The sequence below is a fragment of the Fusobacteriaceae bacterium genome (assembly GCA_031272775.1).
GTDB lineage: Bacteria > Fusobacteriota > Fusobacteriia > Fusobacteriales > Fusobacteriaceae > JAISST01.
Window position 1 is genome coordinate 1 of record JAISTB010000005.1, and the last position, 22995, is coordinate 22995.

The window sequence follows — 22995 nt, forward strand, 5'->3', positions numbered from 1 at the left end:
TTGAGCGTCTTCCAAAGCAACTCAAATGTGTACTCAAAACGCTGAACTAATCCTTCTTGTTGCAAATCATCAAAATCATCTATTTCTTTGTCCTCCAAGGCGGACCGAAGTAATGTAAATGCCTTGACAAAGTGTTTGAACCTTTGCTTCCAACGAATCTCCTGATCTTCCATCTTATTCCATCTCCTTCAATCCGGCTCGCTGATTCCCCCCTCTTTCCCCATAAAATACCACATTTACAAGGATTTGTCAATCATGAAAACAATTTGCCCACATATTCAGCCTGATATAAAAATAGACAGGCGTCGTCCCGTCCATTTTTGTTTTCATTGTAAATCTCTTCAAATCAAGCAAGTATACCACATGACCTTTTTATCCTCAATCAAAATGCCTGTGTAAATACTCCGTGACTGCGGAAATAACTTCCGCCGCATTGTCGATCTGCCTTTTAGCATCTTCCGCAGACACCTCGAAAAAATCCTGATAATCCGTGTCACTTCTTATCGCAAAGGCTGTTCGGACAAAATCCGATATTTCCGCATCAAAAGTCCTCGTTTTAATATACTCCCGCTGAAAATACGAAATTACCGCCGAGTGTTTTTTAAAGTCTCTTCCGTCAAGGGCCAAGATGGCTCTCAATGCATTGAACATCGCGTAATAAGATCGCGAAGCGCTACTGTTATAACTGTCATGATCATACAGTAATTTTGCATCCGCCAGAATTTCATTCGCAGAGTTTATTCTATATTTTGCCAATTCTCTATTGCTGTCCATCGTACACGATCCCCTCCGCAAGCACATTTTGATAGAACGGAATGGAATCTTGCCATTCCGTAAACGTCTTTTTGTCCTGCAAAGTGAACGAGTGAAATACTCCATATTCGAGATCCAAGCCGGTTCCGTAATGGGCGAAATCATAGCGATATTTGGCGAGCTCTTGCCGCTCGACATCCGCAATGATCATGATATCGATATCCGATTCCTCATCGTAGCTTCCTTTGGCATAAGAACCGAAAAGAATAACCGAATCCAAACGGTTGCCGAAAAGTTCCCGAGCATATCCGTTTACCTTCCCCAGCATTTCCTTTACCTGCTCCTGCCTCATGCTCATGATCTCACCTCTTGCCTGTTTCATTCAAAATTATTATGCGCGCCCCTCAATCCCTCGGCTTCATCAACGGGAACAGAATCACGTCCCGGATGGACGCGGATCCCGTCAGGAGCATAACGACCCGGTCCACGCCGATCCCCATGCCGCCCGTGGGCGGAAGCCCGTATTCCAGCGCCTCGACATAGTCGTCATCAATAACCGGCGTCGCTTCATCATTGCCTCGGACGGCTTCCTCCACCTGGGCCTCAAAGCGGCTCCTCTGGTCAGAGGGGTCCATGAGCTCCGAAAAGGCGTTGGCGTATTCCCTCGCGTCAATGAAAAGCTCGAATCGTTCTGTAAACCGCGGGTCTTTGTCATTTTTCCGGGCGAGCGGCGAGATCTCCACGGGATGGCCGTAGACGAAGGTCGGCTGCACAATTTTTTCCTCGCATTTTTCCTCAAAGAACTGATTGATCACGTGCCCCACGCTGTTCATATGGGGCGCGAGCTCCACGTGATGGGCTTTGGCCAGGGCTTTGGCCTCCTCAAAGGTCATGGGCTGGAAGAAATCAATGCCGGTTTCTTCCCGAACCAGTTCCACCATATGTTTTTTCTGGAAATTTTCCAGGATGATCTCTTTGTCGTTGTAAATAATTTTGCTTGTCCCGTTGATTTCCTTGCAAAGCCAGGTCAGAAGGCTCTCGATGAGCTCCATCATCACCGAGAGGTCCGCGTAGGCCTCGTAGAGCTCCACCATGGTGAATTCGGGATTGTGTCTCGTGTCCATGCCCTCGTTCCGGAAATTTCTACCCATTTCATATACTTTTTCAAGGCCGCCCACGATGAGCCGTTTCAGGAACAATTCAGGAGCGATCCGCATGTAGAGGTCCATATTGAGCGTATTGTGGTGGGTGATAAAGGGTCTCGCGTTGGCGCCGCCCAAGATGCTGTGCATGAGAGGCGTCTCCACTTCCAGATAGCCGCGCTTGTCCAGGAACTCCCGGATACCGCTGACGATCCTTGTCCTTTTGATAAAGGTCTCCCGGACGTCCTTATTCATGATGAGGTCCACATATCTTTTGCGGTAGCGGATTTCCACATCCTGCAGGCCGTGGTATTTTTCGGGAAGCGGCCGGATATTTTTGGAGAGCAGCGTAAATTTCAATACCCGCAGCGTGAGTTCCCCCGTGGTCGTCACAAAGAGCGGTCCTTCGACGCCGATGATATCCCCGACGCTGATCTTTTTCACGATGTCAAAAACCTCATCCCCCAGGGCGTCTTTGCGGATATAAATCTGAATTTTTCCCGAAAGATCCTCCAAGTCCGCGAAATAGACCTTTCCCTTGCCCCGGAGCGACATGAGCCGCCCGGCGGTCTTGTAGGTCACGCCGTCATCTCCCGCTCCCGCGATGAGATCCGCGATCCTGTGCGTCCGTTCATAGCGTCCCCCGAAAGGGTTCACGCCGAGATCCTTGATTTCATTGACCTTTTTCCATTTTTCGGTCATAATCGGATCTTTTTCAATGATATCGAAATATTTTTCCACTTTTCACTCCTCGATGTTTTTTATTCGTTTTAATTCAATGTTGATAATAATGCTGTACTTTTTTCGCTCCAGGACGAACCCGGGAATTTTTGCCGGATATAGGTCAGGTAATTCCGGCATTCCGAAATATTGCCCAATTTTTGCGACGTGAGTCCCAGATTGTAATAGAGCTCGGCCTGCCTTTCGGCGGTCTTTTCAGATAACAGAGCGGATCTGTAATTATTGAGGGCGACCTGGTATTTGCCGGTGTTGTAATTGCATTGCCCCATGTAATAGTAAATCCGAGCGGTTTCCGTATAATTTTTATTGACGGAAAGGGCTTTCTGGAAAGAATCGAGGGCCGACGCGTAATTTCCGCTCCGGTAGGCCTGCTCGCCCGCGGTGTAATAGCCCTGGAACGTCTCATAATTTTTGGCGGCCAGCTGCTGCAAGGGTGACGCGCCGCCGGGGGTAAGGGTCCCCGGAGTCTGCCCCGCCGGCGTTTCCATGGCGCCGCTTACGTATCTTTGCCCGCGGACGGGATCTCCGTTTTTGAGGTACCAGTTGCCCACATAGCTGGCGATTCTCTCGTCGGGCGTATCCCTGTAGACCTGCTCGAGGAATTCCGCTTCCCGTCTCGTGATGTTGTCCTTGGCCAAAAGGACATTGGCGACTTTCTCGTTGGTCTCCCTGTCCATGGACGAATATTCCAGCAGCACGCCGTCAATGGCCACATCGGTTACCCCTGTGCCGTAGAGGGCGTCGGCCACCATTTTCCGGTCGGCGCCGGAAAATGTGCTGTATTTTTTGAGGAAATTGTATTCGCTGCGAACGGTCCTGGCGTCCCGGGAGGCCCCGGCCGCTTCCAGCAGCCGCATAGAATTGTCTTTGGTGTAGGCGCCGTTGGGGAAAATGATCTTGTAGAGCGCGACGCTGTCTTTGAGGCCCGTATAGTTCCTGTTGTCAAAACAGCGGATCACGATTTCCCGGAGCTCGCTTTCGGAAAATTCATATCTTGAAGAATTGCTGATCGTAATCCTGCGCTCCGAGGCGCCTTCGGTCACGACGGTCACGAAATTTCCCTCATAGATACTCCGGAAAATCAGGTTTGTCGTGACTTTCCGCAAATCATAGGAAGAATTTTTCGGACTGGAAACCATCCGGAAAGTGCTGTCCTCCCGGGCAAGGGGGATATAGAGGTATTCCCCGATATAACTCGCCGCCGAGACGACGTCGGTCGTGCGGATCGTCGTCCGGCTTTTGTTGTTCTTCATATCGGCCGAAAGCTCATCCAATATCCGGGTCGGCGTGGATTCCGTCAGAGTGATCCTTTCCCTGGGCAGTTTTTCCGCCGCCACAGGCCTTGAAATCCCCGTATACATGCCGTAGCCGCCGCCTCGGGACCTGCCGCCTCCTCCCGTACATCCGACAATGAGGAGTGAAACTACCGTTACGCTGAGAAGCTTGATATTCATCTTTCCTCCATTTTTCATTTTTCTATAGTCATGTCCGCAGATCAAAAGTAGTCTTTGTCATCGGCCTCGTACAGGTCGTCGATGATGTCGATGGCCTTGTCGTCTTTGTCATAATATTCGTCGTCATCGTAATCGATGAGGTCTTCGTCGGGCTCGTACTCGTCGTGCCAGTAGGTGAGCACTTCCGCCGTTTCTTCCTCATCCTCGACAAGGCTGATATCGTCTTCATCCTCGTCATATAAAAAAACGTAATAATCCCCCTCGGCTGATTCGGCGATGATATAGTAGTTGTCCTCATAATCCACGCTTTCCTTTACATAAAATTCCTGTTCGTCATCGTCGATGGTGTAGTAAAAACTATCGCCTTGTGAATACATGTTTCCCTCCTTGACAAAATTACAGCAAAAATATACATTATTTGTTTCATATTCTATTTGTGGTATTTCCCGTGGTGCAAAATACTGAAGCCCCGATAAAGTTGCTCCAGGAGAATCAGGCGCATCAGCTGGTGGGGAAAAGTCATCCGTGAAAAACTGAGCGCGTAATCGGCCCGGGCCGCCACTTCCGGCGAAAGACCGTCGGAACCGCCGATCACAAAGACGAGTCGGCCCTTTCCTTCCGTCGCAAGCGCCTCGAGCTTCCCGGCGAATTCTTCCGAAGAGAGGCTTTCGCCGCCGATGGCCAGAAGAATCGTATAGCCCTTCAGCTTTGCCAGTTGCCCGAGGACCGCGGCAGATTCTTTTTCCACGGTAAGGGCCTTAGTGTCGGCGCCGCTTTCTTCTTTGATTTCAAGGATCCGGACGTCCGCCCAGGGCGACAGCCGCTTGAGGTATTCCCGGCAGCCCGCCGTCAGGTAATCTTCTTTGAGTTTTCCCACGCAGAGGAGCGTTATCGTCACGGCTCACTTCCTTCCAAAGCGCTTTTCGAGGTCGTCTTCGCTAATCCGGATAAAGATGGGCCGCCCGTGGGGGCAGGTATATTTTCCGATTTCATGAAGCCTTCTTATTATATCTGTCATTTCTTCATTTGTCAACCGCTCATTTGCTTTGACCGAACCCCGGCAGGCCATGGAAATCAAGATATTTTCCCGGATATCGACGTCTTTGCCGTCCTTGATATTTTGTAAAATTTCCCGGAACACATCGGCGACGCTGTCCCTGAACTCAAAGGTCGGCACGGCGAGAATCGCGATCTCATTCTCTCCGCGTTCTTCAAAGTCGAAACCGAAGGCGGAGAAGATCTCCCGATTGTCGGCGATCAGCTGCTTGTCCCGGGGATCGACCGGCAGGGCAAGCGGCGTAAGCAGCAGCTGTTTTTCTATGGATCTCCCGTAATATTGGGCTTTCAGGCTTTCGTAGCGGATGCGTTCGTTGACGACATGCTGGTCGTAGATCTCGAGATTGCCTCCGCGCTCGACAAGGATATAGGTCCGCAGCAATTGACCGATCACGCGAAAGGGCGTCCATGACCCGGGAGTCGTTTTTTTCTCCGGCTCGGGCGTCTGTCCGGCATGGTTTTCACGGTCTGCTTTTCTCGGCGTGTCAACGGCGCTGCTGTCCGCGAAATAGGACTCCCGGAAAAAATCCGCGGGTCCGGAGGATTCTCCGGTCTCAAAGCCCGAAGTCGCCGGTTCAAAGACCATCGGCGGGCTTTCCGTCCGGAGCGTGGGCCAGGCGGGACGCTCAGGCGCGGCGGGCTCGCCGGATTCAATGATTTCTCCCGGCGCCGCCGACCAGGGATTCGGGGTCATGACGAAAAAGTCTTCGTTCCCGGCGATGGCTTCCCGCACTTCCCGGGCCACATCCCGGAAGATGTTGCTCTCGTTGGAAAATTTCACGATTTTTTTTGACGGATGGACATTGACGTCCACAAGGGCCGGATCGAGCCTCAGATCGAGGATCACAAAGGGATACTGCCCCTTCATGAGCTTCGTGTAATAGCCTTGAAGGACGGCGTCTTCCAATAATTTGGAGCGCACGGGCCTGCCGTTCACAAAAAGAAACATGGCGTCCCTGCCGCTTTTGTAGAGCTCCCGGTTGCCGAGGCGGCCGAGAGAAAAGGCACGCGAATTTTTGAGGGCGTCGGGCGAGAAAAGTTCGGCAATCGCGTGATCCAGGCCCCGTCCCGAGGTTTCGAGCGCCTTTCTGCCGTCCAGGGCAAGGGATATGGCCACGTCGGGATTGGCCAGAGCCTCCCGGATCAGGATGTCTTTGATGTTGGCGTATTCCGTCGCCGCTTTCCGGAGAAATTTGAGCCGGGCGGGCGTATTGAAAAAAAGCTCGCGAACTTCGATGGTCGTCCCCCGATTCATGGCAAACTCGTTGAGGGAAGTAATTTTCCCACCCGATACCGTGATCCGGTGCCCTACGGGGTCTTCCTCCGCCCGGGAAGAAAGCGTCATTTTTGAAACCGCGGCCACGGAAGACAGAGCTTCCCCCCTGAACCCGTAACTCGTCAGCCGAAAGAGGTCTTCCTTCGCGGATATCTTGCTGGTCGCGTGACGCTCCACGGACAGGAGCAGATCATCCCGGACCATGCCCCATCCGTCATCCCGAATCGTCAGGGTTCGCCCGCCCTGACGGATATCCAGTAGAATTTTTTTGCTTCCGGCGTCAAGGGCGTTTTCCAAAAGTTCCTTGACCATGCCCGCCGGGTTGTCGACGACTTCGCCGGCGGCGATCATATTGGATACCGCTTCGTCCAGAATTCTGATTATGCCCAAATTTGATCCCTTCTTCATTTGTCCTTTTTTACATTATACGAAGAACAGGCCGGAATTTCAAGGGTTTTTTATATTTTCCCGGAAAAAAACAAAAAACCCGCGAAATCGCGGGTTTTTCTTTGCTCAGCGGTAACGTCCGCCGCCTCTCCTCGGGGGAGGAGGCGGCTGCCTTCTCGGCGGGGCAGGTCTGTGATTGTAATTGTTGCTTTCGTTGACGGCGATCAACGCCCCTGTGGTGATGAGGCCGCCTGCGAGAAGCTCGCTGTTTGTACAGCCTGTCATGGTCGAAAGGGCGCCAGCGATCAATACGGCTATGACAATGAGTTTTTTCATATGTTTTCCCTCCTTCGGGCATGGGGTTGGTGTTTCGCTTTTATTCAGTTATACAGGAGTTTTTTGTCTCCATGATGTCGCGGGCGGTCTTTTTTTGTTACCCTTCGCCCTTGGCCCGGATCTCCCCGGTCGCGTACTCATATTTGCTCAAAACGTTGCCGTCTTCGTCAAACTCAAGGATCGTCCCCTCCGGTTGGCCCCCGGCGTAGCAGACTTCTTTTTTCAACTTCCCGCTCTTGTAGTAGCAGCGGAGCTTGCCCTCGGGTTTGTTGTCCAGCCAGTTGAGCTCCCATTTGACCTCGCCGGTCCGGTAGTAGTTTCGCGAGAGACCGTTGGCCCGGTCGTTTTTGTAGACGCACTCCTCCTTGACGGCCCCGTCCTTGTAAAAACTCCGGGAAACGCCTTCTTTTTTCCCTTTTTTATAGATAATCCGCCACTTGATCTCGCCGGTTTTGAAAAAGCCGGTGACGGGTCCGTCAACCAGGCCTTTTTTATAGGTCGCGATAAATTTTTTGTTCTGTTTTTTGTCGCTGTCCCAGGTGATCCATTCCCCCTCCCTGAGACCGTCGACGTAATTTCCCGTCGAGAGCAGGAGATCTTTACTGTTGGGAGAGACGCCTTTCAATTCTTCAAAATACCCGTTTTTTTTGCTTTCGCTCATTTTGCTCACCTGGTCTTTCCCGCTTTGTACGTGTAAATCAAAAATCCGGTATTGAACTTGGTATCGTTTCGGGAGTCGTTTATGTTTTACGGGCTGTCTCTGAAAATCGAAACGCATTTTTGTTTGATCAATTATACCACAAATACCAAATAAATTATACGGAAATTTTTGCTTTTTTCCTCAATTTTTTTCCGGTTTTTTTGAGGGACCCCGATCAGCGTGAATTGTATTTCTGCATGAGTCTTTCGGTATCCATATCCCGGATAAAGTCTTCGGCCGCCTCCTTCGCAAGCGTCAGCATTTCGTTGACCGCGTTCTGTTCTTCTTCGGGGAATCTCCCCAGCACATAGTCAATGGTCTCCATGGTCGGGCGTCCGACGCCGCATTTGACCCGGGCAAAATCCTCACCCACGTGTGCGATAATGGATTTCAGTCCGTTATGGCCCCCCGATCCCCCCTGGATCCGCACGCGGATCCTGCCGACCGGAAGGTCGAGATCGTCATGGATCACCAGAAGCTCCGTCCTGGGATCGAGTTTGAAAAAGCGGATGACCTCAATCAGAGATTCGCCGCTGTCGTTCATGTACGTCATCGGTTTCAAAAATAGGATTTTCTCGCCCTTTACCGTGGTTTCCGCCAGCAAACCGCGCATTTTTTCCCGCTCCGTCGTCACGCCAAAGGCGGCGTACAGCCGGTCAAGTACGCAAAAACCGACGTTATGCCTCGTTTTCGCGTAACGTTCGCCCGGATTGCCCAGACCCGTAATCAGTTTCATGGTTATTCTCCTGTTTCTTTCAGCATTCGGCGCTGTAGTGGAATTTCGCGAGGCCCCCGAGGGAGGTCTCCCGGTATTCCTGTTTCATGTCCCGGCCGGTTTCGCCCATGGTCCTGACGACTTCGTCAAAGGAGACCATGTGCTTTCCGTCGGTAAAAAGGCAGTACACGGCGGAATCAAAGGCTCTGGCCGCCGCGACGGCGTTTCGCTCGATGCAGGGGATCTGGACATAACCCCCCACGGGATCGCAGGTCAGGCCCAGATGATGTTCAAGGCCCATTTCCGCCGCATATTCGATCTGATCAAGGGTCCCGCCCAGCAAAAAACAGGTCATGGCCGCGGCCATGGCGCAGGCTGACCCGACTTCGGCCTGACAGCCTCCTTCGGCGCCGGAAATTGTGGCGTTTTCCTTGATCACATTGCCGATGAGTCCGGCGATCGCGAGGCCCTTCAGGATTTCCCGCTCCTTGAGCTCATATTCCTCGGCGAGGGCGTACAACAGCCCCGGGACAATGCCCGCCGCCCCGCAGGTGGGGGCCGTGACTACGATGCCGCCGCTCCCGTTTTCCTCGGCCACCGCCAGCGTATACGTAAATATTTTCGCCAGAAGCCCCGTCTGGGACTTCATGGTCCTGACTTTTTTGTAAAAGCTGTTGGCCCGCCGCTTCAATTTGAGGCTGCCGGGCAAAATCCCCGTATGCTCGACGCCCTTTCGTACGGCCTGACGCATGGCGGCCCAGATGTCTTTGAGGAAGGAAAAGATTTCCTCCCCCTCAAAGGCCGTCACAAATTCCCAATATTCCCTGTTTCCCTCGTCACACCAGTCCCGAATTTCCGAAAAACGCGTGAAGGGGTAGATTTTTTTCACGTCCCGCCGGGGTTCCCCTTCACCGACGATGGTCCCGCCGCCTACGGAAAAAACGAGCCAGTTGTCCAGTTCCTTGCCCTTTTCATTGAGGGCCGTAAACTTCATGCCGTTGGGATGGAAGGGCGGGACGACCTCAGGCTTGAAGAGAATTTCGATCTCCGCCGGCAAAAGGGTCTTTTCGATGACGGCGTCTGTCAGATGTCCCTTGCCGGTCAGGGCAAGGGAACCGTAGAGCTCGACCCGAAAATATTTGCCGTTAGGGTGTTTTTCCCGGAAGGCCCGGGCCGCCCTCTCGGGTCCGATGGTGTGGGAACTGGACGGTCCGTTCCCGATTTTGAACAATTCTCGCAGCGTATCCATTCGCGGCGCCTCCTGATTTCCGTATGTCCTATTGTTGTCTGATCTCTCCGCCGTATTTTTTCGCGATGATCTGTAAAATCTTTGTGGTGATTCCGTTGATTTCCTTTTCCTCGAGGGTGTCGTCCTTGTTCCGGAAAACGAAGCTGATGGCCACGGACATCTTGTCGGGGGCGATGTTTTCCCCCCGGTAGATATCGAAAATATCGACTTTCTCGATGAGGGCCGAGGCCTTTTTGATGTCGGCCAGCATATCGCCGATGACGGTTCCCTTATCGACGACGATCGCCAGGTCACGGGTCGCTTCGGGGTATTTGACGAGGGGTTCGTAGGTGATCTTGGTGTTTCTGTATTTTCCGATCTTGACGAGATTGAACTCCGCGACGTAGGGCGTCTCTTTCTTGATCTCGAGGGCTTCCTGCACGTCGGGGTGGATCTGCCCGAATGTGCCGACAACGTCTTTTCCGACTTTGATATCGGCGCTGCGGCCGGGGTGGAAGGCCTTGTTTTTGCTCCGCTCGATGTAATATTTCTTTTTCATGCCGAGATATTCCAAAAACAGCTCCACATAGCCCTTGAGCTTGTAAAAATCAAAGGCCGCGGGTTTGGATTCCCAGACGGAACGGTCATGCCGGCCGGCTATGGCAATGCAGGCGTGGAGTTCCTCTTTGGCGAGATCCCCTTCGGCCCTATAGACCTTGGCGACCTCGAAAAATCGTAAATCCGTAAAATTCCGGTTCAGATTGTCCCTGAGATTGAGAAGCAGGCTGTAGATCAGGGACGTACGCATAACGGCCATATCGGGACTCAAAGGGGCCAAAAGCGTGATGGTCTTCGCGCCCGGCGTAAAAAGCTCCACGGCTTTTTTCGAGACAAAGGAATAGTTGATGACTTCCTGAAGCCCGATGGTCTTGAGAATGGCCTTGGCCTCATCGGAAAAAGCGATATCCGGATCCTTGACGCCCGAACGGATGCTTTCCACGGGCATACGGGGCTCGATGTTCTTGAATCCGTACATGCGGATCACTTCTTCGTAGATATCGGCGGGAATCTCGAGATCCCTGCGGTAGGAAGGCGGAATTACCGTGATCCGCTCTTGACTTGAATTCTTGATCGCGATGCCGAGACTCGTAATGATCTTGGCGATCGTGTCGTAGCCGATATCCTTTCCGACGAATTTGTTCAGCTTTTTGAGGTCAATATTGATTTCCGTGGGCTTCAGGCTCTCGGGGGACTTGCCCCATTTGTCGATGAACTCACAGAGGACGTCGCCCCCCGCGATTTCCGCTATCAGCGCCGCCGCCCGCTCGCTGGCCGCGTCGATATTCTCGATATCCACGGCCCCCCGCTCATAGCGGTACAGGGCGTCTGTGGTCATGCCGAAGCGTTTTCCGGTAAGTCTTGTGCTTTCGGGCTCAAACCACGCCGCTTCGAGGAGAATGTTTTTCGTCGTGGGCTCGATCTGGCTGCCGAGGCCGCCCATGACGCCCGCCAGGGCCACGGGTTTCTCCGCGTCGCAGATCAGAAGCTCCCCGTTTTCCATTTTTCTTTCCACTCCGTCCAGCGTCACGAGGATCTCGCCCGGTTTCGCCTTCCGGACCACAATGGTCTTTTTCCCCAGCATATCCAGATCAAAGGCATGGAGGGGCTGATTGTATTCAAACATGACAAAATTGGTAATGTCTACGATATTGTTGATGGGTTCGTGGCCCATAGCCCGTATTCTCGCCTTGAGCCATTCGGGGGATTCGGCGATGGTCACGTTCTGGATCACGCGCCCCGTATACCGCTTGCAGCGCTCGCCGTCCTCGATCCGGATCGTCGCCTCGGAAGACGTCGTCTTCATGGTTTCGTTCAGGATGACCTGGGGATATTTTACCTTGCGCTTGTAGTAAGCGGCCAATTCCCGGGCGATCCCGATATAAGAGAGACAGTCGGGCCGGTTGGGCGTGATCTCCAGTTCGAAAATCACATCGTCCAAACCCGCGTATTTCCGGTATTCTTCGCCTACAGGGGCGTCTTCCGGCAGGATGATGACGCCGCTCTTGTCGCGGCCCACGCCCAGTTCCGCCTCGGAACAGACCATACCGCAGGATTCCACATCCCTTTTGACGGCTTTCTTGATCTTAAAGTCCCCGGGGAGCACGGCCCCGATTTTGGCGACGACCACCTTGTCGCCCAGCCGGTGGTTCGGCGCGCCGCAGACGATCTGGACCGGCGCCCCTTCTCCGATATCGATCATCAGCACTGTCAGGTGGTCCGATTTGGGGTGCATTTCATAACTTACGATTTTTCCGATCACGACGTGATCGAGATGTTCTCCGGGATAATGAACCGCTTCCACTTCCTGGCCGATCATGGTCAGGGTTTCCGTCAGTTCCTCCACGCTTTCCTTGAGTTCGATGTATTGTTTTAACCAGTTTAACGAGATTAACATGAATTCCTCCGCCGCATATTCTCTTTATGCTGTTTTTTTCTTTTCTTTTTTCGGGATATGATCTATTTGAATTGTTTTAGGAAACGCACGTCATTTTCAAAGAAGGCCCGCAGGTCGTCGATGCCGTGTCGCAACATCGTAATGCGCTCCATGCCCATGCCAAAGGCGAAACCCGTGTATTTTGACGCGTCGTAACCCACGTATTCGAGCACCTTGGGGTTTGTCATGCCGCAGCCTAAAATCTCGATCCATCCGCTTCCCTTGCAGACCCGGCAGCCCTTGCCGTGGCAGAGCACGCACTCGATGTCCATCTCGGCGCTGGGTTCCGTGAAGGGGAAGAAATGGGGCCGGAAACGGACGTTGGTTGTCCCGAAGACCCGCCCGGCGAAGTGCATCAAAACGCCCTTGAAATCGGCGAACGAGATATTTTCCCCGACGACAAGGCCCTCGATCTGATGAAACATCGGCGTATGGGAAATATCGTAGTCGGGCCGGTACACGCGCCCCGGCGAGATCATCCGGAAAGGCGGCGTATGCGAGAGCATATAGCGGACCTCCACGGGAGACGTGTGGGTCCGGAGCACGACGTCGTCGCTGATGTAAAACGTGTCTCCGGGATCTCTGGACGGATGGTTTTTCTGGATGTTGAGCCCGTCAAAATTGTTTTTCACGTACTCCACTTCGGGACCGTCGGCCACGTCAAAACCGAGATCCATGAAGATTTCTTTGATAAAATCCGTCGTTTCGGTGATCGGATGCAGGGATCCGGTCTCCACGGGTTCTCCGGGAATGGTGACGTCAATGGTCTCCGCGATCAGCTTTTCTTCTTTCAATTTCGCGGAAAGCTCGGCGAATTTTCCGTCTAGGAGCGTCGTAAAATATTCCTTGGCCTCGTTGAGCGCCTGTCCGGCCGCCGGTTTGTCTTCCGGCGCGAGATTTCGCATCTCTTTGGCGAGTTCCGTCAGCGCCCCCTTCTTCCCGAGGATCTTGATCTTCAGGTCCTCGAGGTCGTTGAGAGCCGCGGTACCCGCGATCTTTTCCCGGTACAGGGTCTTGAGCGATTCTATTTTGCCTTTCAATTTGTCCTCCCCAATAAAAAACTTGATTATTTTTATATATTTTTTGTTGCTTTTCTCTTTGTAGGCTATGGATCAAGGGATTTGTGTGAAAATGAGATCCTGTCGCCGTCGATTTCCACAAGGCCATAACGGCCGTCTTCGGCGGCGCCGGGATTGAACAGGCTTAAGCTTTCCCCTTCTTCAAGATAAGGCCGGTGGGTATGCCCGAAAAAGGCGATTTTGACGCCGATCGCCAGCCCCCTTTCCCGCAGTCTGTCATAGGTCCGCTTGACCTGATATTTGTGCCCGTGGGTCAAAAGGACCGGATGACGCCCCAGATACGTAACCAGCTCGTCGGGCCGGCCGTGGGTGAAAAAATCACAGTTGCCGGGGACGACGCTGCAGGGCGTGTCGGGAAAGAGCTTCGCCAGCTCCTCCCCGTCCCGGAGATGATCGCCGCAGTGGATCATGACGTCGGGCCTTTCCGCTTCCACCATGCGCGCCAGCGTATTCAGTTTTTTGTGGGAGTCGGAAACGACGAGGATTTTCATGGCTTTTCCCTATCCGATAAATATGGGCGCTTTACATTTTTCGATGAGCTTGATGCCGTTTTTCCCGATGATTTTCTCAAAGAAATAGCTCCGGCTCAAGTTGCCCATGATCAAAAGATCAAAAAGATCGATCCGTTTCAGGATATTTTCGTAGCTGTCGCTCTCCAGGGCCTCGTGAACGACGATTTTCCCCTTGCCTTCCAGGTATTGCTTCAGGATATTTTCCTCGAGCTTTTTGTTGATGGAGGCCGAGGCGAATTTTGTGATCTCCGGAAAAAGCGTCGTAAAATGGTAGCAGCTGCGGTTGATCTTTACGCCGTCGTCGTTGGCGATCAGGACGTTGTCAAGCTTTTTCAGGGGATTTTCTCCGATGAAGATGATGCACTTGTAATTGCCTTTGAGGATGCTGAGGGTTTTTTCGCTGAAGACTTCGTTTTTCGCCATCAGGAGCAGATCGCAGGCCTTCATTTTTTCGGTCACGATGTCGACGAAGAGCCCGATATCCACCTCCAGCTCGTTTTTGATCCCCTTTGCCCGCAGGAGCGCCTGAATATGCTCCACATCGGCCTTTTCGATTTCTTCCCAGCCCTGGAACAGCATGGGCGAACGGCCGCCCAGGATCATGCTGTCCCCGGACGTAGACATGACGCGGTTTCGGGAAATGTCCTTGATGTAGAGCGGGACAATCTCAAAATCGCAATTGTTCTGCAAAAACAGCGCGCTTTCGAGGATCTTTTCCCTGTCCAGCTCATTTCCGAATAACAGCAGCGCTTTACGCATGGTAGCCCTCCTTTTTTCCTTTGGTGTTACCGACAGTATATTGTACACTTTCCGGGGAAATCAGTCAACTGTTCCCTGGTCATCGTCGTCGCCGAAAGCGGTCTCATCACCGTTTTCGTCGTCTTCATTTTTTTCCGGCTGTTCCGCCTTGAGGGCGGCTTCGGCGTCAAATATGGACATTTGGGGCGTGTTCTGGGCCTGTTCCTCCTCGTCCTCGTCGTCTTCGGAACGGACGATGGTCACGGATACGAGTTTCTCGTCCTCGGTGACGCGCATGATGCGCACGCCCTGGGTCGAGCGGCCGAACAGCGAGATGGTCTCGACGCCGACTCTGATCACGACGCCGTTGGAAGAAATGGCCATGATCTGCTCTTTGCCGGTTACCGCAAGAACGGTCACGACGTTTCCGGTTTTTTCGCTGCATTTGATGTTGATGACGCCTTTGCCGGATCTGGCTTGCAGCGGATATTCATCGATTCTGGTCCTTTTGCCGTAGCCGTGCTCGGTGACGGTCAGAACAAACGTGTTCTCCTCTTTGATCAAAAGCGCCGAGACGACCTCGTCCCCTTCCCGGATATTGATGCCCCTGACGCCCATGGTGTCGCGACCCGTTGAGCGGACGTTCTCGTCGCACTTGAAGCGGATGGCGTAGCCGAGTTTTGTGGCGATCAGGACCTGCTCCCGGGCTTTGTCCTCAATGAGGCCCACATAGATGATGTCGTCGTTTTCCTTGAGCTTGATGGCCTTGAGGCCGCTGCTGTTGATGTTCCTGAAGTCGGCCAGGGACGTCATCTTGACGAGACCGCCCTTTGTGATAAAGATGATCTCGGCCTTGGGCTCAAAGTCCCGCGTCACAATGACCGAGCGGATCTTTTCGTCTTCCCGGAGCTTGATGATATTGGCGATGAGTTTGCCCCGGGCCTGTCTCGAGGATTCGGGGATCTCGTAGACCTTGAGGTTGAAGACCCTGCCTTGATTCGTAAAGATCATCAGCGTATCCAGGGTTGTGGCCGATTCGATGGACTCGAGATAGTCGTCCTCAACGGTATTCTGGCTCGAAACCCCTTTGCCGCCTCTTCGCTGGGCCCGGTATTTGCTCAGTTCCATGCGCTTGACGTAACCGCGGTTTGTCAGCGTGATGATGACGCTTTCGTCCTTGATCAGGTCTTCCTGGGTGATCTCCAGATGTTCGTCCTGAATCACGGTTCTGCGCGGATCGTTGTATTTGTCTTTAAGATAGTTCAACTCGTCCTTCATGATCCCGTAGATCTTGTCGTCATGGGAGAGAACGTCTTTGAGGCCCGTGATATAGGCGACCAGCTGCTGGTATTCGTTTTCGATTTTTTCCCGTTCGAGGCCGGTCAGGCGCTGGAGCCGCATATCGAGGATGGCCTTGGCCTGGGCCTCGGAAAAGGCGAATTCGTTTACGAGGGCCGCCCGCGCCACGTTCACGTCCCGGGCGCCCCGGATGATGGCGATGATCCGGTCGATATGATCAAGGGCAATCCGGAATCCGGCCAGAATATGGGCCCTTTTCTCGGCCTTGTCAAGATCGTACTTCGTCCTTCGCACAATGACGTCAAAGCGGTGCTTGATGTATTCCTCCAGCATTTCCTTCAGCGTCAAAACCCGCGGGATATTGTTCACGAGGGCCAGCATAATGACGCCGTAAGTGCTCTGGAGTTCCGTGTATTTGTAGAGCTTGTTCAAAATCAGCTCCGGTTCTTCGCCTTTTTTGACCTCGATGACGATCCGGATTCCTTCGCGGTTCGATTCGTCCCTGAGGTCCGAAACGCCACTGACGCGCTTATCCCGCACGAGATCGGCGATGCGCTCGATGAGCGTCGCCTTGTTCAGCTGGTAGGGAATTTCGCTGATGATGATGTTGGATTTCCCGTTTTTGAATTCTTCGATGTCGGCTTTGGCCCGGACCCGTATCTTGCCGCGGCCCGTCGTGTAGGCGTCCAGGATCCCGCTACGACCGTCGATGATGGCGCCCGTGGGAAAATCGGGCCCCACGATATAGGCGCAGAGGTCTTGCGAGCTCAAGTCGCGGTTGTCGATCAAGGCCGTTATTCCGTCGACCAATTCCCCCAGATTGTGCGGGGGAATGTTTGTGGCCATGCCCACGGCGATCCCCGTGGTTCCGTTCAAGAGCAGGTTCGGGAGCTTGGCGGGCAAGACTTCCGGCTCGTCCAGGGAGTCGTCGAAGTTCTTTCGGAAATTGATCGTGTTTTTGTCGATATCTTCCAGCAATTCCTCGCTGATTTTGCTCATGCGAGCTTCCGTATACCGCATGGCGGCGGCGGAATCGCCGTCGATGGAGCCGAAATTGCCGTGGCCGTCCACAAGGAGATAGCGGTAGTTGAAATCCTGCGCCATGCGGACCATGGTGTCATAGACCGCCACGTCGCCGTGGGGATGGTATTTACCGAGGACTTCTCCGACGATTCTCGCGGATTTTTTGAAGGGTTTGTTGTAGTTCATGCCGAGGTCGTTCATGGCGAAAAGGATCCGCCGGTGAACGGGCTTCAGGCCGTCCCTCACGTCGGGAAGGGCCCTGGCGACGATGACGCTCATGGAATAATCCAGGTACGATGTTTTGAGCTCATCTTCGATATATCTGTTTTGAATTCTGTCCGTTAATGTTGACATTCCTTGATTTTCCTCCGGTTTCTATTGATCAGGCTTCGGATAATTAGATATCCAGATTTTTTACAAACTCCGCGTTTTCTTCGATGAATTCCCGGCGGGGCTCCACTTTGTCCCCCATCAGTTTGTCAAAAAGCATGTCCGCTTCCCGGGCGCTGTCGATGGATACTTGCAACAGGATCCGGTTTGCAGGGTCCATGGTCGTTTCCCAGAGCTGTTCGGGATTCATTTCCCCGAGTCCCTTGTACCGTTGCAGCGTATAGCCTTTTTTCTCGGGGGCCTCGGGCTGGGGGGCCTGGGGTTCGGCGAAAATTTCGTCCTCATCCCCCGCGGCCTCCGCGGGTTCCTCGCGGATTTCCTTCGCGCCGAAGGAACCGGTAATTTCCGCCAGTTCCCGATCGTTGTAGGCGTAGTAGATTTTTTTGCCGAAGGTGATCTTGTAGAGCGGCGGCTGAGCAATATAAACGTTTCCATTTTGAATGAGCTCAACCATATGCCGGTAGAAAAAGGTCAGCAACAGTGTCCGGATATGGGCCCCGTCCACGTCGGCGTCGGTCATGATGATGATCTTGCCGTAGCGGAGTTTGCCGATATCAAAATTGTCGTCGATATTGGTCCCGAAGGCGATGATCATGGATTTGATCGTATCGCTCTCAAGGGCCCGGTGGATCCCCGCCTTTTCCACGTTGAGGATTTTCCCCCGGAGCGGCAGGATGGCCTGGTTGTAGCGGTTTCTGCCCTGTTTGGCCGAGCCCCCCGCGCTGTCTCCCTCGACGATATAGATCTCACATTCGTCGGGATTCTTGGACGCGCAGTCAGCCAGTTTCCCGGGCAGCGCCCCTATGGACAGGGGACTCGCGCGAAATACGGATTCGCGGGCTTTTTGAGCCGCTTCTCTGGCCTTTTTGGACATCAGAATCTTTTCGACGACCAATTTTGTCGTATTGGGATTGTCCTCAAGGTAGATCTTGAGGTCCGCGCCCACCACGGAGGAAACAATGCCCGACACCTCGGAATTTCCCAGTTTCGTCTTTGTCTGTCCCTCAAACTGGGGCTGGGGCACCCGGACGGAAACCACGGCTACGACCCCCTCACGGATGTCGTTTCCTTGCAATTTCCCGTCTTTTTCCTTAATATATCCCTGATCCTTCCCCACATCGTTGATGATCCGGGTCAGGGCGGTCCGGAAACCGGCCACATGGGTCCCGCCTTCGTGGGTATTGATGTTGTTTACAAAGGAATAAATGACCTCGGCCTGATCCATCGTATAGGTCAGCGCCACTTCCACGGCGACTCCGTCCGAGTCCCCGCTCATAAAGATCGGCTCCTTGACAATGATGTCCTTGTCGGGATCCTTGTCGGAAACGATTTCCTTGATGAAATCGACGATGCCGCCGTCAAAGCTGAAGACGTCTTTTTTGTTGGGCTCTTTACGCAAATCGAGCAGCGTTATCTTGAGACCTTTGTTGAGGTAAGCCAGTTCTTTGAGCCGCTGTTTCAGGATCGTGTAGTCGAAGACCAGCGTCTCGAAGATCACGGCGTCGGGCTTGAAGCGGACCGTGGTCCCGTGCTTTTCCGATACGCCGATTTCCTTTACGTCCTCTTCGGGGGCGCCGCGATTGTATTTCTGGTACCAGATCCGTCCGTCCCGTTCGACCAGGACCTCCACCCAGAGCGAGAGGGCATTGACGACGGATATACCCACGCCGTGCAGTCCGCCTGAGACTTTATAGTTGTTGTTTTCAAATTTGCCGCCGGCGTGCAGGACGGTCATAACGATTTCAAGGGCCGATTTACCATACTTCGGATGAATATGCACCGGTATGCCCCGGCCGTTGTCGATAACTTCGATGATGTTGTCGGGCAGGATTTTGACGAGAATCTCGTCGCAGTAGCCCGCCAGGGCCTCGTCCACGGAATTGTCCACAATCTCCCAGACCAGGTGGTGGAGTCCCCTTTCCGATGTGGTCCCGATATACATACCGGGGCGCTTCCGGACAGCTTCCAGTCCTTCGAGGACCGTGATGCTCTCGGCGTCATAGTTCTGTCCGTTGATCATTGCTTCATTACTCATTGATTCCTCCCATTCGTTTTGTTGAAACTCTATATCAAGGGCGTTCTTTTTTCAGGAATACGCCCAAAAGTTTACGCGCGCAGTTGAAATTTCAGCCGGTTTACGGCAATCTCTCCGCTCTTGTCCAGTTCGCCGAAGAGCGTTTTGATTTTTTCGAGATAGTCCGGCCCGTTCATCGTCATAAAATGGAGTATGGTGGGGTTGTCCACGAGGACGTGGAGCGTATCCCCCCTGAGGGTCGAGACCCGGGAATATTCCGCCAGTTCGCCGGCGACGCTTGCCCAATGGGCCCGGATATAGCCGGCCTGCATTTTTTTATCCCGTCTGAGCCAGGCGAGGAGCAGATCTCCCACAGGCGTGATTTCATCCATTGTCGATCTCCCCTTTTTCCACGATCCAGGCGGCGCAGGGAATGTCCAGTTTTTCCGTGGCGCTCATGAAGATCTGGATATTTCGTTTTTCCAAATAACGCAAAAGGCTGTAAAGCCTCGTTTCGTCAAAGTAAGAGGTGATGTCGTCGATGAGGAGAACCGGCACTTCTTTTTTGTTCCGGAGGATCATATCCATCTCGGCCATTTTGAGGGAAAACAGAATGGACTTTTTTTCCCCCTGGGAGGCCGTCGTCTTCGCTTCTTGCCCGTTCAGATAAAAGAGGAAATCGTCTTTCTGGGGGCCCGTCAGGGAAAATCCGAGGAGGGTCTCCTTTTGGCGCAATTTCCCGATTTCTTCCCGAAGGGCCTGTTCGATCTCGGGCAGGGTTTTTTTCCGGATATTGCCGAGGGCGCAGGCATAGACGAGTTCCAGTTCCTTTGTCTCATCGAAGAGCTTGCGGTAATTGAGGCTCAAGACCGACGAGAGGATCCGCACGTAGTCCACGCGCGTTTTCATAATGGCCGCGCCGGCTTTGACAAATTCGTCCTCGTAAACGGAAAACTCGTCGTTTTTCCAGATTTTTTCCTTGAGGTATTTGTTCCGGATTTTCAGCAAATTTTGAAATTTTCCTGCGGTCCGGAAGAAATCCGGATCAAATTGGGCGATTTCCCCGTCAAAGAATTCCCGCCGCACATTGGGCATGCCGTTGATGATCGCGACGTCTTCGGGGATGTAGGCCACGACGTTGAATTTCCCGTAAAAATCCTCGTAGGGAATCCGTTTCCCGTTCCAGACAAACTCCTTTTTCCCTTCAAGGAGCTTGACGATCAGCTTCTTTTCGCTGACGGAATCCACATAGGCCGCGTGGGCCCCGCATTTTGTCCGGCCGAATTTTACAAGCTCCCGCTGATTCTTCGTCCGGAAGCTCTTGCCGGTACTCAAAAAATAGATGAGCTCAAGGAGATTGGTCTTGCCCTGCCCGTTTTTGCCGTAGAGCAGGTTGATCCGGGGGGAAAAGGCAAGGGAGGCGTCCGCGAGGTTTCTGAAATTGACGTAGTTCACTTCCGAAATATACAAATGTCCGCTCCTTGAGGCTCATTTGACGACCCGGATCGTTTCTCCGGCCGTCTCCGCCCGATCGCCGGCGTAGAGTTTCCTCCCCCGGCGCAATTCGGGCTCGCCGTTTACGGTCACAAGGCCTTCGAGGATCATGCCTTTGGCCTCTCCTCCGCTTCCCGCGATGTCGGCCAGTTTCAGGAGCTGGTCCAGTTTGATGAATTCCGTCTTGAGCCGGATGGTTTTCATGGCTGTAGTCCTTTCTTGCGTTACTTTACTTTCCGCGCGTTTAATATTTGACTCTGGCGTCCTTCACGATCTGATCGAGGAAGGCGTCAAGGGCCATGGCGGTCTGCTCGTTGGAGCCGTATTTGCGGATGTTGACTTCATTTTTGGCCACTTCATTTTTCCCGATTACGAGCTGCACGGGGACCTTGTACTTCCCGTTGGCTTCCCGGATCTTGTACCCGATGGTCTCGACCCTGTCGTCGACCTCCGCCCGGATGTTCCGCTCCAGAAGCTCCTCATGGATTTTTTTGGCGTAAGGAATGCAGTCGTCGTTGATCGTGAGGATCTTGACCTGGACCGGGGCCAGCCACAGCGGGAAAGCGCCGGCGTAGTGTTCGATGAGGATGCCCACGAAACGTTCGATGGAACCGAACAGGGCCCGGTGGATCATAATCGGGCGTTTTTTCGATCCGTCTTCGGCGATATAGGCCAAATCAAAGCGCTCGGGCAGGTTCATGTCCAGCTGGATCGTGCCGCACTGCCAGATCCGGCCCATGGAATCCCGCAGCTTGAAATCGAGCTTGGGTCCGTAAAAAGCGCCGTCTCCGGGGTTCAGCTTGTAGGCGAATCCGGCCTTTTCGCAGGCGAGGGCCAGAGCTTTTTCCGCGATGTCCCAGGTGGCAATCTCGCCGATATATTTTTCTTCGGGCCGCGTCGAGAGCTCTATGGTAAAATCGAGGTTGAACACGTCATAGACTTTTTTGTAGAGCAGAATGACGCCGCAGATTTCATCGGTGATCTGATCCTCCCGCATAAAGATGTGGGCGTCGTCCTGGGTAAATGTCCGCACCCGGAAGAGTCCGCTCAAAGCCCCGCTGGCCTCATGTCGGTGCACGAGACCGAGTTCGCCCGTCCGGATCGGGAGATCCCGGTACGAATGTATACTATTTTTATAGATTAACATGCCGCCGGGGCAATTCATGGGCTTTATGGCAAATTCCGTGTCGTCGATTTCCGAGGTGTACATGTTTTCCCGGTAGTTGAACCAGTGTCCCGAGATCTCCCAAAGCTGCCGGTTCAGCATGATGGGCGTCTGGACGAATTCGTAGCCCGCTTTCCGGTGGACTTCCAGCCAGAAGCTCTGCAGGGCGTTGCGGAGCGCCATGCCCTTTTCGAGCCAGAAAGGAAAGCCCGGCCCGTACTCGCTGATCATAAAAAGATCAAGTTCTTTGCCCAGTTTCCGGTGGTCTCTCTTTTCCGCCTCTTCCATCATCTTGAGGAAGCCGTCGAGCTTTTCCTGGGAGGAAAAGGCGTAGCCATAAATCCGTTGCAGCATTTTGTTTTTGGAATCCCCGCGCCAGTAGGCGCCGGCCACCGAACGCAGCTTGAAGGCCTTGAGGGCCCCCGTGGACGGCACGTGGGGACCGCGGCACAAGTCGATGAATTCCCCTTCCTGATAAAAGGAAAGCACGTCTCCCTGCGCGATTTCTTTGATAATCTCCACTTTATAGGGTTCGTCGGCCTTTTCAAAGAAGGCGACGGCCTCGTCCCGCGTCATTTCCAGGCGCTGGATCTTGATATTTTCTTTGACGAGCTTTTTCATTTCCGCCTCGATCAGAGGCAGATCCTCTTCGGTAAATTCCCGGGGCGGGTCGAAATCATAGTAAAAGCCGTTTTCGATGGCGGGCCCGATGGCAACCTTTGTCCCCGGAAAGAGCCGGATGACCGCCTGGGCCATCAGATGAGCCGTGGAATGGCGGATGATCTCCTCGCCTTTCTCGCTGTCCCGGGCAATAAAGGAAATCCCGGCCGCTTTTGTATCTTCGGTAAGGGTCGCGCCCATGTCGAAATACCGGTCCCCGATTTTGGCGGCGACCGCTTGCTTCGCGACGCCGTCGCCCATTTCCTTGGCGACCGCGAACAGGTTCAGCCCTTTTTCAAACGTTTCTTTCATCTTTCTGTTATCCTCCTCAGTTTTCAT

Annotated in this window: 22 protein-coding genes; all 22 read right to left on the minus strand. The window is 53.3% G+C overall.

The features are described from left to right. Positions 1 to 173 (minus strand): nucleotidyltransferase substrate binding protein (locus LBQ97_00920; protein ID MDR1831278.1); only part of this gene is annotated, 173 nt, incomplete at its 3' end. A gap of 205 nt (positions 174 to 378) precedes the next feature. After that, a complete protein-coding gene (locus LBQ97_00925) occupies positions 379 to 774 on the minus strand; it encodes a HEPN domain-containing protein (protein MDR1831279.1) in 396 nt (131 codons plus the stop codon). After that, positions 761 to 1111 carry a nucleotidyltransferase domain-containing protein gene (locus LBQ97_00930; GenBank protein ID MDR1831280.1) on the minus strand — a complete coding sequence of 117 codons (351 nt, stop codon included), beginning with the start codon at positions 1109 to 1111 and terminating at the stop codon, positions 761 to 763. The genes LBQ97_00925 and LBQ97_00930 overlap by 14 nt, the downstream gene beginning before the upstream one ends. A 46-nt stretch (positions 1112 to 1157) precedes the next feature. Further along, a complete protein-coding gene (lysS, locus tag LBQ97_00935) occupies positions 1158 to 2636 on the minus strand; it encodes a lysine--tRNA ligase (GenBank protein ID MDR1831281.1) in 1479 nt (492 codons plus the stop codon). A gap of 29 nt (positions 2637 to 2665) precedes the next feature. Continuing rightward, positions 2666 to 4090, minus strand: a complete 1425-nt coding sequence (locus LBQ97_00940) for a tetratricopeptide repeat protein (GenBank protein MDR1831282.1) — start codon at positions 4088 to 4090, stop codon at positions 2666 to 2668. 41 nt (positions 4091 to 4131) lie between these two features. After that, on the minus strand, positions 4132 to 4467 hold the full coding sequence (locus tag LBQ97_00945; protein MDR1831283.1) for a hypothetical protein: 336 nt from the start codon (positions 4465 to 4467) through the stop codon (positions 4132 to 4134). Positions 4468 to 4520: 53 nt separating this feature from the next. Next, positions 4521 to 4988 (minus strand): 23S rRNA (pseudouridine(1915)-N(3))-methyltransferase RlmH, encoded by a 468-nt coding sequence (locus LBQ97_00950; GenBank protein MDR1831284.1) that lies wholly within the window; start codon positions 4986 to 4988, stop codon positions 4521 to 4523. 3 nt (positions 4989 to 4991) lie between these two features. After that, a complete protein-coding gene (mutL, locus tag LBQ97_00955; GenBank protein ID MDR1831285.1) occupies positions 4992 to 6812 on the minus strand; it encodes a DNA mismatch repair endonuclease MutL in 1821 nt (606 codons plus the stop codon). 123 nt (positions 6813 to 6935) lie between these two features. After that, positions 6936 to 7145 carry a hypothetical protein gene (locus LBQ97_00960; GenBank protein MDR1831286.1) on the minus strand — a complete coding sequence of 70 codons (210 nt, stop codon included), beginning with the start codon at positions 7143 to 7145 and terminating at the stop codon, positions 6936 to 6938. A gap of 97 nt (positions 7146 to 7242) precedes the next feature. Continuing rightward, positions 7243 to 7806, minus strand: coding sequence for a hypothetical protein (locus LBQ97_00965; protein MDR1831287.1), 564 nt, complete (start codon positions 7804 to 7806; stop codon positions 7243 to 7245). Positions 7807 to 8020: 214 nt separating this feature from the next. Then, positions 8021 to 8581 carry an aminoacyl-tRNA hydrolase gene (pth, locus tag LBQ97_00970; GenBank protein ID MDR1831288.1) on the minus strand — a complete coding sequence of 187 codons (561 nt, stop codon included), beginning with the start codon at positions 8579 to 8581 and terminating at the stop codon, positions 8021 to 8023. Positions 8582 to 8600: 19 nt separating this feature from the next. Next, the gene (locus LBQ97_00975) at positions 8601 to 9809 is read right to left on the minus strand and encodes an L-serine ammonia-lyase (protein MDR1831289.1); all 1209 of its coding nucleotides are present in this window, start codon (positions 9807 to 9809) and stop codon (positions 8601 to 8603) included. A gap of 28 nt (positions 9810 to 9837) precedes the next feature. Further along, positions 9838 to 12243 carry a phenylalanine--tRNA ligase subunit beta gene (gene pheT / locus LBQ97_00980; protein ID MDR1831290.1) on the minus strand — a complete coding sequence of 802 codons (2406 nt, stop codon included), beginning with the start codon at positions 12241 to 12243 and terminating at the stop codon, positions 9838 to 9840. Between the two features lie 62 nt (positions 12244 to 12305). Beyond that, a complete protein-coding gene (gene pheS, locus LBQ97_00985; protein MDR1831291.1) occupies positions 12306 to 13310 on the minus strand; it encodes a phenylalanine--tRNA ligase subunit alpha in 1005 nt (334 codons plus the stop codon). A gap of 77 nt (positions 13311 to 13387) precedes the next feature. Next, positions 13388 to 13852 carry a YfcE family phosphodiesterase gene (locus LBQ97_00990; protein ID MDR1831292.1) on the minus strand — a complete coding sequence of 155 codons (465 nt, stop codon included), beginning with the start codon at positions 13850 to 13852 and terminating at the stop codon, positions 13388 to 13390. A gap of 9 nt (positions 13853 to 13861) precedes the next feature. Beyond that, positions 13862 to 14632, minus strand: a complete 771-nt coding sequence (locus LBQ97_00995) for a hypothetical protein (protein MDR1831293.1) — start codon at positions 14630 to 14632, stop codon at positions 13862 to 13864. 60 nt (positions 14633 to 14692) lie between these two features. After that, on the minus strand, positions 14693 to 17287 hold the full coding sequence (gyrA, locus tag LBQ97_01000; GenBank protein MDR1831294.1) for a DNA gyrase subunit A: 2595 nt from the start codon (positions 17285 to 17287) through the stop codon (positions 14693 to 14695). 43 nt (positions 17288 to 17330) lie between these two features. Further along, positions 17331 to 19343, minus strand: coding sequence for a DNA topoisomerase (ATP-hydrolyzing) subunit B (gene gyrB, locus LBQ97_01005; GenBank protein ID MDR1831295.1), 2013 nt, complete (start codon positions 19341 to 19343; stop codon positions 17331 to 17333). An 86-nt stretch (positions 19344 to 19429) separates the two neighbouring features. Then, complete coding sequence (locus LBQ97_01010) at positions 19430 to 19729, minus strand: DUF721 domain-containing protein (protein ID MDR1831296.1); 300 nt, start codon at positions 19727 to 19729, stop codon at positions 19430 to 19432. Next, entirely contained in the window at positions 19722 to 20807 is a 1086-nt protein-coding gene (recF, locus tag LBQ97_01015; protein MDR1831297.1) for a DNA replication and repair protein RecF, read from the minus strand. Before recF ends, LBQ97_01010 begins: the two co-directional genes overlap by 8 nt. An 18-nt stretch (positions 20808 to 20825) precedes the next feature. Further along, a complete protein-coding gene (locus LBQ97_01020; GenBank protein ID MDR1831298.1) occupies positions 20826 to 21035 on the minus strand; it encodes an RNA-binding S4 domain-containing protein in 210 nt (69 codons plus the stop codon). Between the two features lie 40 nt (positions 21036 to 21075). Beyond that, on the minus strand, positions 21076 to 22995 hold the full coding sequence (thrS, locus tag LBQ97_01025) for a threonine--tRNA ligase (protein MDR1831299.1): 1920 nt from the start codon (positions 22993 to 22995) through the stop codon (positions 21076 to 21078).

Bases quoted from the DNA above. Each gene is read 5' to 3' on its own strand.
- LBQ97_01020 (MDR1831298.1), bottom strand. From the start codon at position 21,035: ATGAAAACCATCCGGCTCAAGACGGAATTCATCAAACTGGACCAGCTC.
- pheT (MDR1831290.1), bottom strand. From the start codon at position 12,243: ATGTTAATCTCGTTAAACTGGTTAAAACAATACATCGAACTCAAGGAA.
- LBQ97_00995 (MDR1831293.1), bottom strand. From the start codon at position 14,632: ATGCGTAAAGCGCTGCTGTTATTCGGAAATGAGCTGGACAGGGAAAAG.
- LBQ97_01010 (MDR1831296.1), bottom strand. From the start codon at position 19,729: ATGGATGAAATCACGCCTGTGGGAGATCTGCTCCTCGCCTGGCTCAGA.
- LBQ97_00945 (MDR1831283.1), bottom strand. From the start codon at position 4,467: ATGTATTCACAAGGCGATAGTTTTTACTACACCATCGACGATGACGAA.
- LBQ97_00960 (MDR1831286.1), bottom strand. From the start codon at position 7,145: ATGAAAAAACTCATTGTCATAGCCGTATTGATCGCTGGCGCCCTTTCG.
- LBQ97_00975 (MDR1831289.1), bottom strand. From the start codon at position 9,809: ATGGATACGCTGCGAGAATTGTTCAAAATCGGGAACGGACCGTCCAGT.
- LBQ97_00990 (MDR1831292.1), bottom strand. From the start codon at position 13,852: ATGAAAATCCTCGTCGTTTCCGACTCCCACAAAAAACTGAATACGCTG.
- LBQ97_00965 (MDR1831287.1), bottom strand. From the start codon at position 7,806: ATGAGCGAAAGCAAAAAAAACGGGTATTTTGAAGAATTGAAAGGCGTC.
- LBQ97_00930 (MDR1831280.1), bottom strand. From the start codon at position 1,111: ATGAGCATGAGGCAGGAGCAGGTAAAGGAAATGCTGGGGAAGGTAAAC.
- gyrB (MDR1831295.1), bottom strand. From the start codon at position 19,343: ATGATCAACGGACAGAACTATGACGCCGAGAGCATCACGGTCCTCGAA.
- LBQ97_00940 (MDR1831282.1), bottom strand. From the start codon at position 4,090: ATGAATATCAAGCTTCTCAGCGTAACGGTAGTTTCACTCCTCATTGTC.
- pth (MDR1831288.1), bottom strand. From the start codon at position 8,581: ATGAAACTGATTACGGGTCTGGGCAATCCGGGCGAACGTTACGCGAAA.
- gyrA (MDR1831294.1), bottom strand. From the start codon at position 17,287: ATGTCAACATTAACGGACAGAATTCAAAACAGATATATCGAAGATGAG.
- thrS (MDR1831299.1), bottom strand. From the start codon at position 22,995: ATGAAAACTGAGGAGGATAACAGAAAGATGAAAGAAACGTTTGAAAAA.
- LBQ97_00925 (MDR1831279.1), bottom strand. From the start codon at position 774: ATGGACAGCAATAGAGAATTGGCAAAATATAGAATAAACTCTGCGAAT.